The sequence below is a fragment of the Microbacterium kyungheense genome (genome assembly GCF_006783905.1).
GTDB classification, from domain to species: Bacteria; Actinomycetota; Actinomycetes; order Actinomycetales; family Microbacteriaceae; genus Microbacterium; species Microbacterium kyungheense.
In genome coordinates, this window is sequence record NZ_VFPE01000002.1 from 1,005,804 (window position 1) to 1,020,908 (window position 15,105).

General features: G+C 70.1%; 12 protein-coding genes. 8 read left to right on the forward strand and 4 right to left on the reverse strand.

All coding sequences use genetic code 11. The features are described from left to right. Position 1: 1 nt before the first annotated feature. Positions 2–220: a DUF7455 domain-containing protein gene (locus FB391_RS11470; RefSeq protein ID WP_141894492.1), complete on the reverse strand. Its 219-nt coding sequence runs from the start codon at positions 218–220 to the stop codon at positions 2–4. Positions 221–390: 170 nt separating this feature from the next. Between FB391_RS11470 and FB391_RS11475 the strand changes: the two genes are divergently transcribed. Beyond that, positions 391–2,472: a DNA gyrase/topoisomerase IV subunit B gene (locus FB391_RS11475; RefSeq protein ID WP_425462949.1), complete on the forward strand. Its 2,082-nt coding sequence runs from the start codon at positions 391–393 to the stop codon at positions 2,470–2,472. 64 nt (positions 2,473–2,536) lie between these two features. Here FB391_RS11475 and FB391_RS11480 read toward each other — a convergent pair whose 3' ends face one another. After that, positions 2,537–4,996 carry a DNA gyrase/topoisomerase IV subunit A gene (locus FB391_RS11480; RefSeq protein WP_141894493.1) on the reverse strand — a complete coding sequence of 820 codons (2,460 nt, stop codon included), beginning with the start codon at positions 4,994–4,996 and terminating at the stop codon, positions 2,537–2,539. Between the two features lie 68 nt (positions 4,997–5,064). Between FB391_RS11480 and FB391_RS11485 the strand changes: the two genes are divergently transcribed. Further along, a complete protein-coding gene (locus FB391_RS11485) occupies positions 5,065–6,180 on the forward strand; it encodes an alkaline phosphatase family protein (RefSeq protein WP_141894494.1) in 1,116 nt (371 codons plus the stop codon). 1 nt (position 6,181) lies between these two features. Here the strand turns inward: FB391_RS11485 and sepH are convergent, their stop codons facing one another. Then, on the reverse strand, positions 6,182–7,225 hold the full coding sequence (gene sepH / locus FB391_RS11490) for a septation protein SepH (RefSeq protein ID WP_141894495.1): 1,044 nt from the start codon (positions 7,223–7,225) through the stop codon (positions 6,182–6,184). Between the two features lie 206 nt (positions 7,226–7,431). Between sepH and FB391_RS11495 the strand changes: the two genes are divergently transcribed. Further along, positions 7,432–7,725, forward strand: coding sequence for a DUF4193 domain-containing protein (locus FB391_RS11495; protein WP_141894496.1), 294 nt, complete (start codon positions 7,432–7,434; stop codon positions 7,723–7,725). Here FB391_RS11495 and FB391_RS11500 read toward each other — a convergent pair. After that, positions 7,700–8,218 carry a DUF3093 domain-containing protein gene (locus FB391_RS11500; RefSeq protein WP_141894497.1) on the reverse strand — a complete coding sequence of 173 codons (519 nt, stop codon included), beginning with the start codon at positions 8,216–8,218 and terminating at the stop codon, positions 7,700–7,702. The two genes, FB391_RS11495 and FB391_RS11500, sit on opposite strands and share 26 nt — an antisense overlap. A gap of 12 nt (positions 8,219–8,230) precedes the next feature. Here FB391_RS11500 and dut point away from each other — a divergent pair, with 12 nt between their 5' ends. From dut to dxs, 5 genes are all read left to right on the forward strand, one after another. Beyond that, positions 8,231–8,683, forward strand: coding sequence for a dUTP diphosphatase (dut, locus tag FB391_RS11505; protein ID WP_185843036.1), 453 nt, complete (start codon positions 8,231–8,233; stop codon positions 8,681–8,683). After that, positions 8,680–9,279: a DUF3710 domain-containing protein gene (locus tag FB391_RS11510; protein WP_141894498.1), complete on the forward strand. Its 600-nt coding sequence runs from the start codon at positions 8,680–8,682 to the stop codon at positions 9,277–9,279. The genes dut and FB391_RS11510 overlap by 4 nt, the downstream gene beginning before the upstream one ends. After that, positions 9,276–10,082 (forward strand): DUF3159 domain-containing protein, encoded by an 807-nt coding sequence (locus tag FB391_RS11515; RefSeq protein ID WP_141894499.1) that lies wholly within the window; start codon positions 9,276–9,278, stop codon positions 10,080–10,082. Before FB391_RS11510 ends, FB391_RS11515 begins: the two co-directional genes overlap by 4 nt. 135 nt (positions 10,083–10,217) lie before the next feature. Beyond that, on the forward strand, positions 10,218–13,052 hold the full coding sequence (gene acnA / locus FB391_RS11520; protein WP_141894500.1) for an aconitate hydratase AcnA: 2,835 nt from the start codon (positions 10,218–10,220) through the stop codon (positions 13,050–13,052). Positions 13,053–13,150: 98 nt separating this feature from the next. Next, a complete protein-coding gene (gene dxs, locus FB391_RS11525) occupies positions 13,151–15,103 on the forward strand; it encodes a 1-deoxy-D-xylulose-5-phosphate synthase (protein WP_141894501.1) in 1,953 nt (650 codons plus the stop codon). The last annotated feature ends 2 nt before the right edge of the window (positions 15,104–15,105 follow it).

Below are 15,105 nucleotides of genomic sequence, written 5' to 3' on the forward strand. Positions count from 1 at the left end.
ATCACTCCGAGAGACGCGCCGTCTCGTCGTGCCACGACGTGGCGATGGAGCGGAGCTTCTCTTCGTACTTGCGGCCGTGGTGGGCGCAGAAGAGCATCTCGGTGCCGTTGACCTCGGCCGCGATGTAGGCCTGTGCTCCGCAGGAGTCGCAGCGGTCCATCGCGGTGAGGCGGTACTCGAGGACGGCGGCGGTCTCGGTGGGTGTCGATAGCGTGTTCATCTCGGTGCCTCCTCGTGTACGTAGAACATCCGTATCGGTCAAGAAATACAACCACGCCGCAGTTGCGAGAATGCCCTTGACTGCTCACAGTTCGCTGTGCGCGTAGCGCCGGCGTCCGCGGGAGCGTGTCGGCGCGGGGGTGTCGGGCGCCGCGATTACGATGGGAGATTGTGACCGCCGAGTACTCCGCCCATCATCTTCAGGTGCTCGAAGGGCTCGAAGCGGTCCGCAAGCGCCCCGGCATGTACATCGGCTCGACCGACTCTCGGGGCCTCATGCACTGCCTGTGGGAGATCATCGACAACGCGGTCGACGAGGCCCTCGGCGGCTTCGGCACCCGCATCGATGTGATCCTGCACGCCGACGGCAGCGTCGAGGTCCAGGACCGCGCGCGCGGCATCCCCGTCGACATCGAGCCGCGCACCGGGCTCTCGGGAGTCGAGGTCGTCTTCACCAAGCTGCACGCCGGCGGCAAGTTCGGCGGCGGCTCGTACGCCGCTTCGGGCGGTCTGCACGGCGTCGGCGCCTCGGTGGTCAACGCCCTGTCCGAGCGCCTGGACGTCGAGGTCGACCGCGGCGGCAAGACCTGGGCCATGTCGTTCCACCGCGGCGAGCCGGGCGTCTTCTCCAACGGCAGCCCCGAGTCCGCGTTCACGCCGTTCCAGGAGCGCAGCGAGCTGCGGGTCGCAGGTCGCGCCGCGAAGGGCGCCACGGGCACCCGCATCCGGTACTGGGCCGACCGGCAGATCTTCACCAAGGACGCCGCCTTCAACCTGCAGGAGCTGGAGCAGCGCGCCCGCCAGACGGCGTTCCTCGTCCCCGGGCTCGAGATCGTCATCCGTGATGAGCGCGCCGGGCGCGAGACCGAGGAACCCGTCGAGACCAGCTACCGCTTCGACGGCGGCATCTCGGAGTTCGCCGACTTCCTCGCCCCCGACACGGCGGTGACCGACACCTGGCGCCTGACCGGCATCGGGTCCTTCACCGAGACGGTGCCCGTGCTGCAGCCGTCCGGCGCGATGCTGCCGACCGAAGTGCAGCGTGAGTGCCACGTCGACATCGCGGTGCGATGGGGGACGGGCTACGAGACCGTCTCGCGCTCCTTCGTCAACATCATCGCCACCCCCAAGGGCGGCACGCACCAGCAGGGCTTCGAGCAGGGGCTCATGAAGGTGCTCCGCGACCAGGTGACGCAGAACGCCCGGCGCCTCAAGGTCGGAACCGACAAGCTCGAGAAGGACGACATCCTCGCCGGCCTGACCGCCGTCCTCACGGTGCGTCTGCCTGAGCCGCAGTTCGAGGGACAGACGAAAGAGGTGCTCGGCACCCCGGCCGTGCGTCAGATCGTCACGAACGTCGTCATCCGCGAGCTGACGGCGCGCTTCACCTCGACCAAGCGCGACGACAAGGCGCAGACCGCCCTGCTGCTCGACAAGGTCGTCTCCGAGATGAAGGCGCGCATCTCGGCGCGTACGCACAAAGAGACGCAGCGCCGCAAGAACGCGCTCGAGTCCTCGTCGCTGCCGGCCAAGCTCGCCGACTGCCGCTCGAACGACGTCGCCGAATCCGAGCTGTTCATCGTCGAGGGCGACTCGGCGCTCGGCACCGCCAAGCTCGCCCGCAACAGCGAGTTCCAGGCGCTGCTGCCCATCCGGGGCAAGATCCTCAACGTGCAGAAGGCGTCGATCAGCGACATGCTGTCCAATGCCGAGTGCGCCGCGATCATCCAGGTGATCGGCGCGGGGTCGGGGCGCTCGTTCGACCTGGACGCGGCCCGCTACGGCAAGATCATCCTGATGAGCGACGCCGACGTGGACGGCGCGCACATCCGCACGCTGCTGCTCACGCTCTTCTTCCGCTACATGCGTCCGCTGATCGACGAAGGACGTGTGTACGCCGCCGTCCCACCGCTGCATCGCGTGGTCGTGATGAACCCCGGCTCGAAGCCCAACGACACGATCTACACGTACTCCGAGCAGGAGCTCCACGCCCTGCTCACGAAGCTCACGAAGGCCGGCAAGCGCTGGCAGGAGCCCGTACAGCGCTACAAGGGCCTGGGCGAGATGGACGCCGACCAGCTCGCGGTCACCACGATGGACCGTGCCGGCCGCACGCTGCGCCGCGTCCGGATGCAGGATGCCGAGGCCGCGGCAACCGTCTTCGAACTGCTCATGGGCAACGACGTGGCGCCGCGGAAGGAGTTCATCATCGACTCGAGCGACCGCCTGGTGCGCGAGCGCATCGACGCCTGACGCGTCCCGAGACGACGCGAGGCGCACCGGCTCAGCCGGTGCGCCTCAGGTCATTCCGGGCGGGTCAGCGGATGCCGGTGCCCACGGCCCCGATCACGCCGTCAAGCGGCGTGCCCGAGGCGTCGCGCTTCGCGCCGGAATCGGGGAGCACACGCGTCGCGCCGTCGCTGCCCACCGCGCGCGGGTCGGAGCCGACCCACGCGAGCGTCAGCGCGTCCTCGCCCTTCAGAAGACGCTGGGCGCGCACACCGCCCGTCGCGCGGCCCTTCGCGGGGAACTCGCTGAACAGCGACACCTTGGCGCTGCCGGCGTCGGTGCCCGCGATGGCGCTGTCGGAGCCCGCGACCGTCACCACGACGGCGTCGAACGCCGTCGGACCCACGACGTCGAACGCGATGACGACGGCGCCGTCGGTCAGCCGGATGCCGGCCATGCCGCCGGCGGAACGCCCCTGCGGGCGCACCGATGAGGCGTCGAAGCGCAGCAGCTGGGCGTCAGAGGTGACGAAGACGAGTTCCGCGCCGTCCGAAGCCGGTGCGGCGCCGATCACCCGGTCGCCGTCCTTGAGCGCGATGATCTCGATGTCGTGCTTGCTGCCGATCTCGGACGCGGCGACGCGCTTGACGACGCCCTGCGCCGTCCCGATGGCGATGGGCGGTGCGTCGGTCAGCGGGACGAGCCCCACGACGTGCTCGCCCGAGCCGAGGCCCAGGTACTGGTCGACGCGCGTGCCGGCGGCCAGCTGCACGGAATTCCCCGGGACCGACGGCAGGTCGACGGGCGTGAACCGCACGAGGCGCCCGAGGCTCGTCACGGCGCCCACGTCACCGCGCGTCGTGGTGTCGACCGCGGAGCGGACGGCGTCGTGCTTGGAGCGTCGTGCCGGCGCGACGATGCCGCCGCCCGGCGCTGCGGCGTCCAGCTCGGCGCGCACCATCCGGCCCGTCGCCGAGAGGTAGACGCGGCACGGGGAGTCGGCGATCTGCAGATCGGCGACCGCGGCCGCCGCGCGGGAGCGCGGCTGCACCGGTCCGCCGTTCAGCAGGAGGGTGCGCCGGGGCGTGCCGAACGCTTCGGCTGCGGCATCCAGCTCCTTCGCGACCTGCGCGCGGAGCAGCACGTCGCTGCCGAGCAGCTCTTCGAGCTGGGCGATCTCGGCCTTGAGGTTGTCGCGCTCGGTCTCCAGCTCGATGCGCGAGAACTTCGTCAGCCGGCGCAGGCGCAGCTCGAGGATGTACTCGGCCTGCGGCTGCGAGAGGTCGAAGACGTCCATGAGGCGCGTGCGCGCCTGCTCGCCGTCGTCCGAGGCGCGGATGACCTGGATGACCTCGTCGATGTCGAGGATCGCGATGAGGAGGCCCTCGACGAGGTGCAGTCGTTCCTTGCGCCGGTCCAGGCGGTACCGGCTGCGACGCGTGACGACGCTGATGCGGTGGTCGAGGTACACGCGCAGCAGTTCGCGCAGGCCGAGCGTCTGCGGCTGGCCTTCGACCAGCGCGACGTTGTTGATGCTGAAGGAGTCCTCCAGCGGCGTGAGCCGGTACAGGTGGTCGAGCACCGCCTGCGGGTCGAAGCCCGTCTTGATTCCGATCACGAGGCGCAGGCCCTTGTGCCGGTCCGTGAGGTCGGTGACGTCCGCGATGCCCTGCAGCTTCTTGGCGTTGACGGCGTCCTTGATCTTCTCGATCACGCGCTCCGGACCGACGAGGTACGGCAGCTCGGTCACGACGAGACCCGTGCGTCGCGGGCCGAGGGACTCGATCGACACCTTCGCCCGTGTGCGGAAGCTGCCACGGCCGTTCGTGTACGCGTCCTTGATGCCGTCGAGGCCGACGATGATGCCGCCGCCGGGAAGATCCGGCCCCGGCACGAACTCCATCAGCTCCTCGACGGTCGCCTCCGGGTTGTCGAGCAGGTGGGTCGCGGCCCCCACCACCTCGATGAGGTTGTGCGGCGCCATGTTGGTGGCCATGCCGACCGCGATGCCGGTCGTGCCGTTGACGAGCAGGTTCGGGAACGCGGCCGGCAGCACCTCCGGCTGCTGGAACTGGCCGTCGTAATTGGGGATGAAGTCGACGACGTCCTCGTCGAGGTTCTCGGTCAGCGCGAGCGCGGGCGGTGCGAGGCGCGCCTCGGTGTACCGGGGCGCGGCGGGGCCGTCGTCGAGCGAGCCGAAGTTGCCGTGTCCGTCGACCAGCGGCACCCGCAGCGAGAACGGCTGGGCGAGCCGCACGAGCGCGTCGTAGATCGGGGCATCTCCGTGCGGGTGCAGCTTTCCCATCACCTCGCCGACGACGCGCGCGCTCTTGACGTGACCGCGGTCGGGACGCAGCCCCATGTCGGCCATCTGGAACAGGATGCGGCGCTGCACGGGCTTGAGGCCGTCGCGCGCGTCGGGGAGGGCGCGCGAGTAGATGACCGAGTACGCGTACTCGAGGAAGGACGTCTGCATCTCGGATGAGACGTCGACATCCTCGATGCGTCCGTGGTCGGCGGGAGAGGAGTCGGTGCGGGATGCGGGCATAGGACCTGAAAGCCTCGGGTGACGGCGGGAGAGAAGGGGCGCGGCCGCGGTGTGCGAAACTGGCCCCGATGTCACTCAGCCTACCCGCGGACCCGCCCCGCGCCCGGAGCCTCACCCGTGTCGTCCCCGAGATGGCGGCGGCTCTGGACGGGGCATCGGAGTGGTTCGCGCCGGCGCGCAGCGCGATCGTCTGGGTGCTCGACGGCCTGGGTGCGCACAACCTCGCCCAGCGTGCCGGGCATGCCCGATTCCTTTCCGAGGCGAAGACGAAGCGGGATGCCGCACGCACGGTGTTCCCGTCGACCACGGCGGCGGCGCTCACCAGCCTGCTGACCGGCACGCTCCCGGGCGAGCACGGCATCGTCGGCTACCGCGCACGCGTGCCCGGCACCGATGACGTCGTGAACCAGCTGCGCGGCTGGGACACCGACGGGCTGCCGCTCTCGTTCCAGCGCGCCGAGCCTCTTCCCACGTCGCTGGGTCGCCCCTTCTTCGCGGTGTCGCGCAGTGAGTACGCCGGCACCGGCTTCACCGCGGCCACGCTCGGGGGTGCGCAGTTCCACGCCGCGGACGACCTCGACGAGCGGGTGCGCCTGGCAGCCGACCTGGCCGCACGCACGCCGGGCTCTCTCGTCTATCTGTACGCACCCGACCTCGACGCGATCGGCCACCGGCGCGGCTGGGAGTCCGACGAGTGGGTGGCGACCCTGGAGAGGGTGGATGCCGCCGCCCGCACGCTCGCGGGCGCGCTGGATCGCGGCACGGGGGTGGTGGTGACCTCCGACCACGGCATGATCGACGTCCCCCGCCACCGCCACGTGCTGCTGCACGACGGCGACGAGCTGGTCTCGGGCGTCCGCCTCATCGGCGGCGAGCCGCGCATGCTGCACCTGTATGCCGAGCCCGGTGAAGCGGACGCGGTGCTGGCCCGGTGGCGCCAGGCCGAGGCATCCCGATCGTGGGTCGTCTCGCGCGACGAGCTCATCGCATCGGGACTGATCGGCGACGTCGCTCCGGATGTGCGCGAGCGGATCGGCGACGTGATCGTCGCGCCGCGGGCAGGCATCGCGTATTACGACGATCGGGTGCCCGACAAAGCGCCCCAGAAGATGATCGGACAGCACGGCTCCCTCACCGACGAGGAGCGCACCGTGCCCCTGATCCGGCTGGGCGCGTTCGCCTGACTCAGTCCTCGGTGCGTGCGCCGAAGACGATCTCGTCCCACGACGGCATCGACGTGCGCCCCTTGCGCCGGCCCGCCTCGGCGACGACGGCGGGGGAGGGCGCCTGGTAGTCCGACGGCGTCGGCTCGTCGTCCGCGGAGGACTCGTCGTACCCCGGCTCCAGGGCGTCGAAGAGGGCGACCGGGGCCGCGCCGCGCGGTGCGGCGGCCACCTCCTCAGCGCCGGGGAGCGGTTCGCGCTGGCCCCGACGGCGCCGGAGTGCCTCGAGCAGGTCGGCCGTCTCGGCGGATGTGACCACGGTGGGCTCGGTCGCACGCTTGATCGCCGCCTCCTGCACCGCAGGAGCGGCAGGCGCCGGCAGATCGGGCGACTCGAGGTCCGCGTCGGGAAGACGGCGGGGGCCGAAGGCACCGCTGTCGAAGCGCGAGTCGTCCTTCGGGTGCACGGCGTCGAGGGCGCGCAGGCGGGGGATCAGCCCATCGGGGAGCGAGCCCTGGCGGGAGAGCTGCATCGCGTCCGTGTTCAGAGGCGTGAGCGTGCTGCGACGGGGATCGAACCCCCAGCGTGCGTCGTGGTCGATCTCACCGGCCGTGAACTCGAGTTTCACGATCCAGCCGGTCGGCTCCTTCCAGCTGGTCCACCGTTCGCCGGACGCGCCCGCCTCGGACAGCTTGACGCGCAGCGCCGAGCCGAAGGTCGACTGGCCGTCGCTGTCGAAGTCGCCGCCCAGCAGCACGGGCACGGCCAGAGCCTGGCCGACGATGTGCTCGCGCTCGGCGAGGACGGGGCCCTCGAAGCGCTCCACGTCCTCGACACGGGCGCCGAGCAGTTCGGCGACCTCCCGTGCCGACAGTCCCGCGCGGATGTGCGACTGGATCTCGCGGGGACTCGGCCGCGGGGTCTGCGCATCGGGATCGCGATCACGGCGCGCCTTGCGCAGTTCGACCCGCAGCACGTCGTCGACATCGAGCGAGAATCTGTCGCCCGACTCGGTCGCCAGGATGAGCTTGTCGTCCTCGGTTCCGATGACCTTGAGCTGTTCCATGCGAACGCCCCTTCCAGCTGTCCCGCCCATGCTGTCACAGGGCGCAGCATGGGCCGGGAATATCCCACGCGTGGCGCGAGTTTCACGCGAACGCACGGTGCGAAGCCGGCACTCCGCATTTGCGAAAACCAGAGCCGTCGTGCAAACTATCGCCGCCCGCAAGGGCGAGCGCAACCGCGATACCCCGGAAGTTGAGATCTTCACGCATGGCCACCGATTACGACGCCCCCCGCAAGACCGAGGACGACAGCGAGTCGATCGAAGCGCTCAAGGAGCGAGTTCCCGACAAGCTCTCCGGCTCGGTCGACGTGGAGGACGCCGACAACCCGTCGGGCTTCGAGCTGCCCGGAGCCGATCTCTCGGACCTCGAGCTCGACGTCGTCGTTCTCCCCGCTCAGGAGGATGAGTTCACCTGTGCGAACTGTTTCCTCGTGAAGCACCGCTCGCAGCTCGACCACGAAAGCGCAGACGGTCCTATCTGCGCGGAGTGCGCTGCTTGACCTGATGACGCCGCACTGCGGCAGCAAGCCGATCCGGCGTCCGCGAGGAGATCACCCACGCGGTCGTCGGATCGTCTGCATCTACGACCGGCACGACGAGCACGCCATCGATCCCGCCGCGGATGAGATGCCACGCGCGGGGGTCGAGTCCGGCGCCGCGCTGATGACGTGCGTCATCGCCGGTGTGCACCGTCGGCTCACCGAGGAGGTCGACCGGGATGTGCGCCCGCCCCGCCCGCAGCTCGCCGCCCTCGACGCGCACCACGGGCGCCGCGAGGATCAGCAGCGCGATCACCAGCACGCTGACTGCTGCGCCGATCACGAGCGCGACCGTCGTGTCGATCGGCGTGAAGACCAGGGCCGCCATCGGGCCGGCCAGCGCCGCGGCCACGAGGACCCACAGCGAAGGCCCCAGCCGCTCTCGATATCGCTCCGCGGGGGCTCGTCCGGCTGCGGCCGCGTCGGGCCCGGCATTGCGCGCTGTGTTCTGCATTACCCTCGTTGGGTGACTGAAACGGTGGACGTCCCCATTATCGCCTCCGACGTCCCGGTGTACGCGCACCCTGGGGATGCCGGAGCCGACCTCGTCGCCGCCGAAGCGGTGCGCCTGGAGCCTGGAGCCCGCGCGCTCGTCGGGACCGGCGTGCGCATCGCGCTGCCCGACGGCCACGTCGCCTTCGTCGTGCCGCGCAGCGGCCTCGCGGCCAAGCACGGCATCACGGTCGTGAACAGCCCGGGCACCATCGACGCCGGCTACCGCGGCGAGATCAAGGTCATCCTGCTCAACACCGATCGCGAGCACGCGCACGACATCGCGGTCGGCGACCGCATCGCACAGATCATCGTGATGCCGGTACCCCGGGCCCGCTTCGTCCCCGTGGAGGAGCTGCCCGACAGCGTCCGCGGCGACGGCGGCTTCGGCTCGACCGGCTACCAGAAGGACGGAGTCCTCGCATGACCGACCCCACGCCCGCCGACAGCCCCCGCAAGATCGCGCCCGAGGACCGCGCGACGTCCGGACCCTTCGACGAGTCGGAGGCCAACCCGGTCCGCCCCTACATCGACCTCGGCGGCATCAAGATCCTGCCCCGTGAGGGCTTGAACCTGCGGCTCGAGGTCGAGGAGCAGACGAAGCGCATCGTTGCCGTCGGCCTCGACTACGCCGGCTCGACCCTGCAGGTGCAGCCGTTCGCGGCGCCGCGAACGGCCGGCCTGTGGGAGGAGACCCGCGAGCAGATCCGTCAGCAGATCCGCCAGCAGGGCGGCCGTGTCGAGGAGCGCGAGGGTCCGCTCGGGCCCGAGCTGCTCGCCGAGGTCCCGGTCGTCGCCGGCCCCGAGGCCACCGCGGGCAAGCGCCTCGCGCGCTTCGTCGGCGTCGACGGTCCGCGCTGGTTCCTGCGCGGTGTGATCGGCGGCGCCGCGACCGCCGACGTCGAGGCCGCCGCCGCGGTCGAGGACCTGTTCCGCTCGATCGTCGTCGTCCGGGGCGGATCGCCGATGCCGCCGCGCGACCTCATCCCGCTGAAGATGCCGGCCACGCCGGGCACCGCGTGAGCGACACCCCGCACCCCGAGGACGGATCGCCCGACCCGTCGGCCGACCGTCCGTCCGCGACGCCGCCCGATGCGCCGGCGTCGGCATCCGAGATCCTCGGGGCGGCTCTCGGGGGCGCCGCGCGGCGCGCCGGGCTCGATCCGGCGGCAGGCAAGAGCACGGGTCACGTCGTCTGGGCCGCGATGGGCGGATGGCGCGGCATCCTCGAATCGGTCCTTCCCGGCGTCGTCTTCCTGGTGGTCTGGACGGCGACGTACGACCCGGATCCGGATGTGCGCTCGGGCAACCTGCTGCTCAGCCTCGGCCTGTCGGTCGGGCTCGCCGCCGTGTTCACCGTCGTCCGTCTCATCCAGCGCCAGTCCGCGAGCGCGGCGATCGGCGGACTGATCGCCGCGGCCGCCGCCGCCGCACTCTCGCTGTGGACGGGCCGCGGCGAGGACAGCTTCATCCCCGGATTCCTCACCAACACCATCTACGGCACCGCGTTCCTGGTCTCGGCGCTGATCGGGTGGCCGCTCATCGGCCTCGCCGTGGGGTTCCTGATGGGGGAGGGCACCGCGTGGCGCGCCGACAAGCGCAAGCGCCGCGTGTTCTTCTGGCTGTCGATCGCGTGGGCGGGCCTGTTCGCGGCGCGCCTCATCGTGCAGCTGCCGCTCTACTTCTCCGGCAACGTGACCGCCCTCGGAACGCTCAAGCTGGTGATGGGGCTGCCCCTGTTCGCGCCGCTCGTCGCGGTCACCTGGCTGGCGGTCCGGGCGCTGTACCCCCGCCGCGAGGCGGAAGCGGCCCCCGCCGACGAGTGATACATTTATCTCGACATCAAGATAAATTTCCCTCGCCGGGATTAGGGCGGCCTCACTAGCCGAGGGCCTCGCCGCGAGGGAAGATGGGGATGCCGGGGTTCCGGCCAGCTCCCGCCGCCGACGAAGGAGACAGACGTGTCCACGGTTGACAGCTTCGGTGCCAAGGGCACCCTGACGGTCGGCAGTACCGACTACGAGATCTTCCGCATCGCGACGGTCGAGGGCTACGACAAGCTCCCGTTCAGCCTCAAGGTGCTGCTGGAGAACCTTCTGCGCACCGAGGACGGTGCGAACGTCACGAAGGAGCAGATCCAGGCGCTCGGTTCGTGGAACCCCGACGCCGAGCCCGACACCGAGATCCAGTTCACGCCCGCACGCGTCGTGATGCAGGACTTCACGGGTGTGCCCTGCATCGTCGACCTCGCGACGATGCGCGAGGCGGTCACCGCCCTCGGCGGCGACCCCAGCCGGATCAACCCGCTCTCGCCCGCAGAGATGGTCATCGACCACTCCGTCATCGCCGACCTGTTCGGCCGCGAGGACGCCCTCGAGCGCAACGTCGAGATCGAGTACGAGCGCAACGGCGAGCGGTACCAGTTCCTGCGCTGGGGCCAGACCGCGTTCAACGACTTCAAGGTCGTCCCCCCGGGCACCGGCATCGTCCACCAGGTGAACATCGAGCACCTGGCCAAGGTCATCTACGACCGCGAGGTGGGCGGCGTCCTCCGCGCCTACCCCGACACCTGCGTCGGCACCGACTCGCACACCACCATGGTCAACGGCCTGGGCGTGCTCGGCTGGGGCGTGGGGGGCATCGAGGCCGAGGCCGCGATGCTCGGCCAGCCCGTGTCGATGCTCATCCCGCGCGTGGTCGGCTTCAAGCTGACCGGCGAGATCCCCGCCGGCGTCACCGCCACCGACGTCGTGCTCACGATCACCGACATGCTCCGCAAGCACGGCGTCGTCGGCAAGTTCGTGGAGTTCTACGGCGAGGGCGTCGCCTCGGTGCCGCTGGCCAACCGCGCCACGATCGGCAACATGAGCCCCGAGTTCGGCTCGACCGCCGCGATCTTCCCGATCGACGACGTGACGCTCGACTACCTGCGCCTGACCGGCCGCGACGAGGACGCCGTGGCGCTCGTCGAGGCGTACGCCAAGGAGCAGGCGCTGTGGCACGACGCCGGCAACGAGCCGAACTTCAGCGAGTACATGGAGCTCGACCTCTCGACGGTCGTCCCCTCGATCGCCGGCCCGAAGCGTCCGCAGGACCGCATCCTGCTGTCCGAGGCCAAGGCGCAGTTCGAGAAGGACATCGTGAACTACGCGTCGCCCTCGACGAGCGACGACATCGTCGACCTCGAGTCGAAGCACTCCTTCCCGGCCTCCGACCCGGGTCAGGTCCCCGGCGAGGAGGAGCCGTCGACGCGCCCCGTGCACATCAACAGCGGTGCGCCCGCATCGGCGTCCAAGCCGATCAAGGTCACCACGCCCGACGGCGAGGCCTACATCCTCGACAACGGGGCGGTGACCCTGGCGGCCATCACGTCGTGCACGAACACGTCGAACCCCTCCGTCATGATCGCGGCGGGCCTGCTCGCCAAGAAGGCGGTCGACAAGGGCCTCAAGCGCAAGCCGTGGGTCAAGACGACGCTCGGCCCGGGCTCGAAGGTCGTGACCGACTACTACGAGAAGTCGGGACTCGACAAGGCGCTCGAGGGCCTCGACTTCTTCACGGTCGGCTACGGCTGCACGATCTGCATCGGCAACTCGGGTCCGCTCATCGAAGAGGTCTCGGCGGCCATCAACGAGAACGATCTCGCCGTCACGGCGGTCCTCTCGGGCAACCGCAACTTCGAGGGCCGCATCAGCCCCGACGTGAAGATGAACTATCTCGCATCGCCGCCCCTCGTGGTCGCGTACGCGCTGGCGGGTTCGATGAACTTCGACTTCGAGACCGACGCGCTCGGCAAGGACACCGACGGCAACGACGTCTTCCTCAAGGACATCTGGCCGTCGCCTGAAGAGGTGCAGCAGATCATCGACACGTCGATCTCGCGCGAGCAGTTCATCAAGCAGTACGCGACGGTCTTCGACGGCGACGAGCGCTGGCAGAACCTGCCGACGCCCGAGGGCCCCATCTTCGAGTGGGACGCCGACTCGACCTACGTGCGCAAGGCGCCGTACTTCGAGGGCATGTCGATGGAGCTGACGCCCGTCGCCGACATCTCCGGGGCCCGCGTGATGGCGACGCTCGGCGACTCGGTCACCACCGACCACATCTCGCCCGCGGGGAACATCAAGGCCGGCACCCCGGCCGCGCAGTACCTCACCGAGCACGGCGTCGCGCAGAAGGACTTCAACTCCTACGGCTCGCGCCGCGGCAACCACGAGGTCATGATCCGCGGCACGTTCGCGAACATCCGCCTGAAGAACGAACTGGTCGCGGCCGTCAACGACGGTCAGATCGTCGAGGGCGGCTTCACGCGCGACTTCACCCAGGAGGGCGGCCCGCAGTCGTACATCTACGACGCGAGCATGAACTACCAGGCGCAGGGCACCCCGCTCGTCGTCTTCGGCGGCAAGGAGTACGGCTCCGGCTCGTCGCGCGACTGGGCGGCCAAGGGCACCAGCCTGCTGGGCGTCAAGGCGGTCATCACCGAGAGCTTCGAGCGCATCCACCGCTCGAACCTCATCGGCATGGGCGTCGTGCCGCTGCAGTTCCCCGCCGGCGAGAGCTGGAAGTCGCTGGGCCTGGACGGCACCGAGATCGTCTCGATCAGCGGCCTCGAGCAGCTGAACGAGGGCGTCACGCCGAAGACCGTGCACGTCACCGCGGCGCCGAGCGAGTTCTCGCCCGAGGGCAAGCAGACCGTCGAGTTCGACGCGGTGGTCCGCATCGACACGCCCGGTGAGGCCGACTACTACCGCAACGGCGGCATCCTGCAGTACGTGCTGCGTTCGCTCGTCTGACAGCGGATTCACGGGGGACCGGGTGCCGCGGCACCCGGTCCTTCGTCATGCCGCGGGTAGACTGACAAGGCCCGTCCGGGCCGGGAAAGGAGCGGGGGATGTCGTTGCTGTCGTCCATCACCGGGCCCCGTGATCTCGATGCCCTGAGCATCGATCAGCTGGAGCAGCTGGCGGACGAGGTCCGCGGGTTCCTCGTCGAGAACGTCTCCCGCACAGGCGGTCACCTCGGCCCCAATCTGGGAGTCGTCGAGCTGACGATCGCGCTGCACCGGGTGTTCGACTCGCCGCACGACCCCATCGTGTTCGACACCGGACACCAGTCGTACGTGCACAAGCTCCTGACGGGGCGCCAGGACTTCACCGGCCTGCGCACGCGCGGCGGCCTCGCCGGATACCCGCAGCGTTCAGAGAGCCCGCACGATGTCGTCGAGTCCTCGCACGCGTCGAGCTCGCTGAGCTGGGCCGACGGCGTCTCACGCGCCCTCACCCGCACCGGGCGCAAGGACCGCCACGTCGTGGCCGTCGTCGGCGACGGCGCGCTCACCGGCGGCATGACGTGGGAGGCGCTCAACAACATCTCCGACGACAACGACCGCAACCTCGTCATCGTGGTCAACGACAACGGGCGATCGTACGCGCCCACGATCGGCGGCATGGCGCGATACCTCAACCGGGTCCGCACGGCCGACTCGTACCGGACGCTCCACCGCGGATCCGACACCCTGTTCCGGCGGTTCGGGCCGGCCGGGCGCGCGATGTACCGCGGCATCCGGGGCGGCACGCACGGGTTCCTGTCGAGGTTCACCAACAATGCCGCGCTCTACTCGAACCTCGACATCAAGTACCTGGGTCCGGTCGACGGGCATGACCTGGCCACGCTCCTGGAGACTCTCGAGCTCGCCAAGTCGTACGGCGCGCCGGTCATCGTGCATGCGATCACCGAGAAGGGCCGCGGCTATGCCCCGGCACTCGAGGACGAAGCCGACCAGTTCCACGCCGTCGGCAAGATCGATCCGGTCACCGGCGAGTCGCTGGGCGGATCGGGCGGCAAGGCGTGGACCGACGTGTTCGCCGACGAGCTGGTGACCGTCGGAGAGGAGCGCTCCGACGTCATCGCGATGACCGCCGCGATGCTGCGGCCGACCGGCCTGCTGCCTTTCGCGCAGCGGTTCCCCGACCGCGTCTATGACGTGGGCATCGCCGAGCAGCACGCGGTCGCGTCGGCTGCGGGCCTGGCCTTCGGTGGACTGCACCCGGTCGTCGCGATCTACGCGACGTTCATGAACCGCGCCTTCGACCAGGTGCTGATGGACGTCGCGCTCCACAAGGCCGGGGTGACGTTCGTCCTCGATCGCGCCGGCGTGACCGGCCCCGACGGCCCCAGTCACCACGGCATCTGGGATCTCGCGATGCTGCAGATCGTGCCGCACATCCGCATCGCCGTGCCGCGCGACGAGGCGCGTCTGCGCGAGGAGCTGCGCGAGGCCGTCGCCGTCGACGACGCCCCGACGGTCATCCGCTTCCCGAAGGGCGGCGTGAGCGCCGAGATCCCGACGCTCGAGCGCCTCGCCGACGGCGTGGACGTGCTCGTCCGCTCCGACACGCCCGACGTGCTCCTCGTCGGCATCGGACCGATGGCGCACGTGGCGGTCGAGGTCGCCGACCGTCTGCGCGCGCAGGGCATCGGCGCGACCGTGGTCGATCCCCGGTGGGTCGTCCCGGTGCAGCCGTCGATCGTCGAGCTGGCGGCATCCCATCGCCTCGTCATCACGATCGAGGACGGCATCCGGGTGGGCGGGATCGGCACGCGCGTGCGGCAGGTGCTGCGCGAGGCGGGCGTCGACACGGCGGTGGACGAGCTCGGTGTCCCCGACGAGTTCATCGATCACGCGAGCCGCGAGCAGATCCTCGAAGACGCCGGGCTCACCGCGTCCAAGATCGCCCACGACGTCGTCGCCCAGGTTCTCGGGACGCGCATCCCGGTCGCCCGCGGCGCGCAGACCACCGAGATCCCCGTCATCCCCACGTTCTCACGCGACGATCGCGGCTAGAG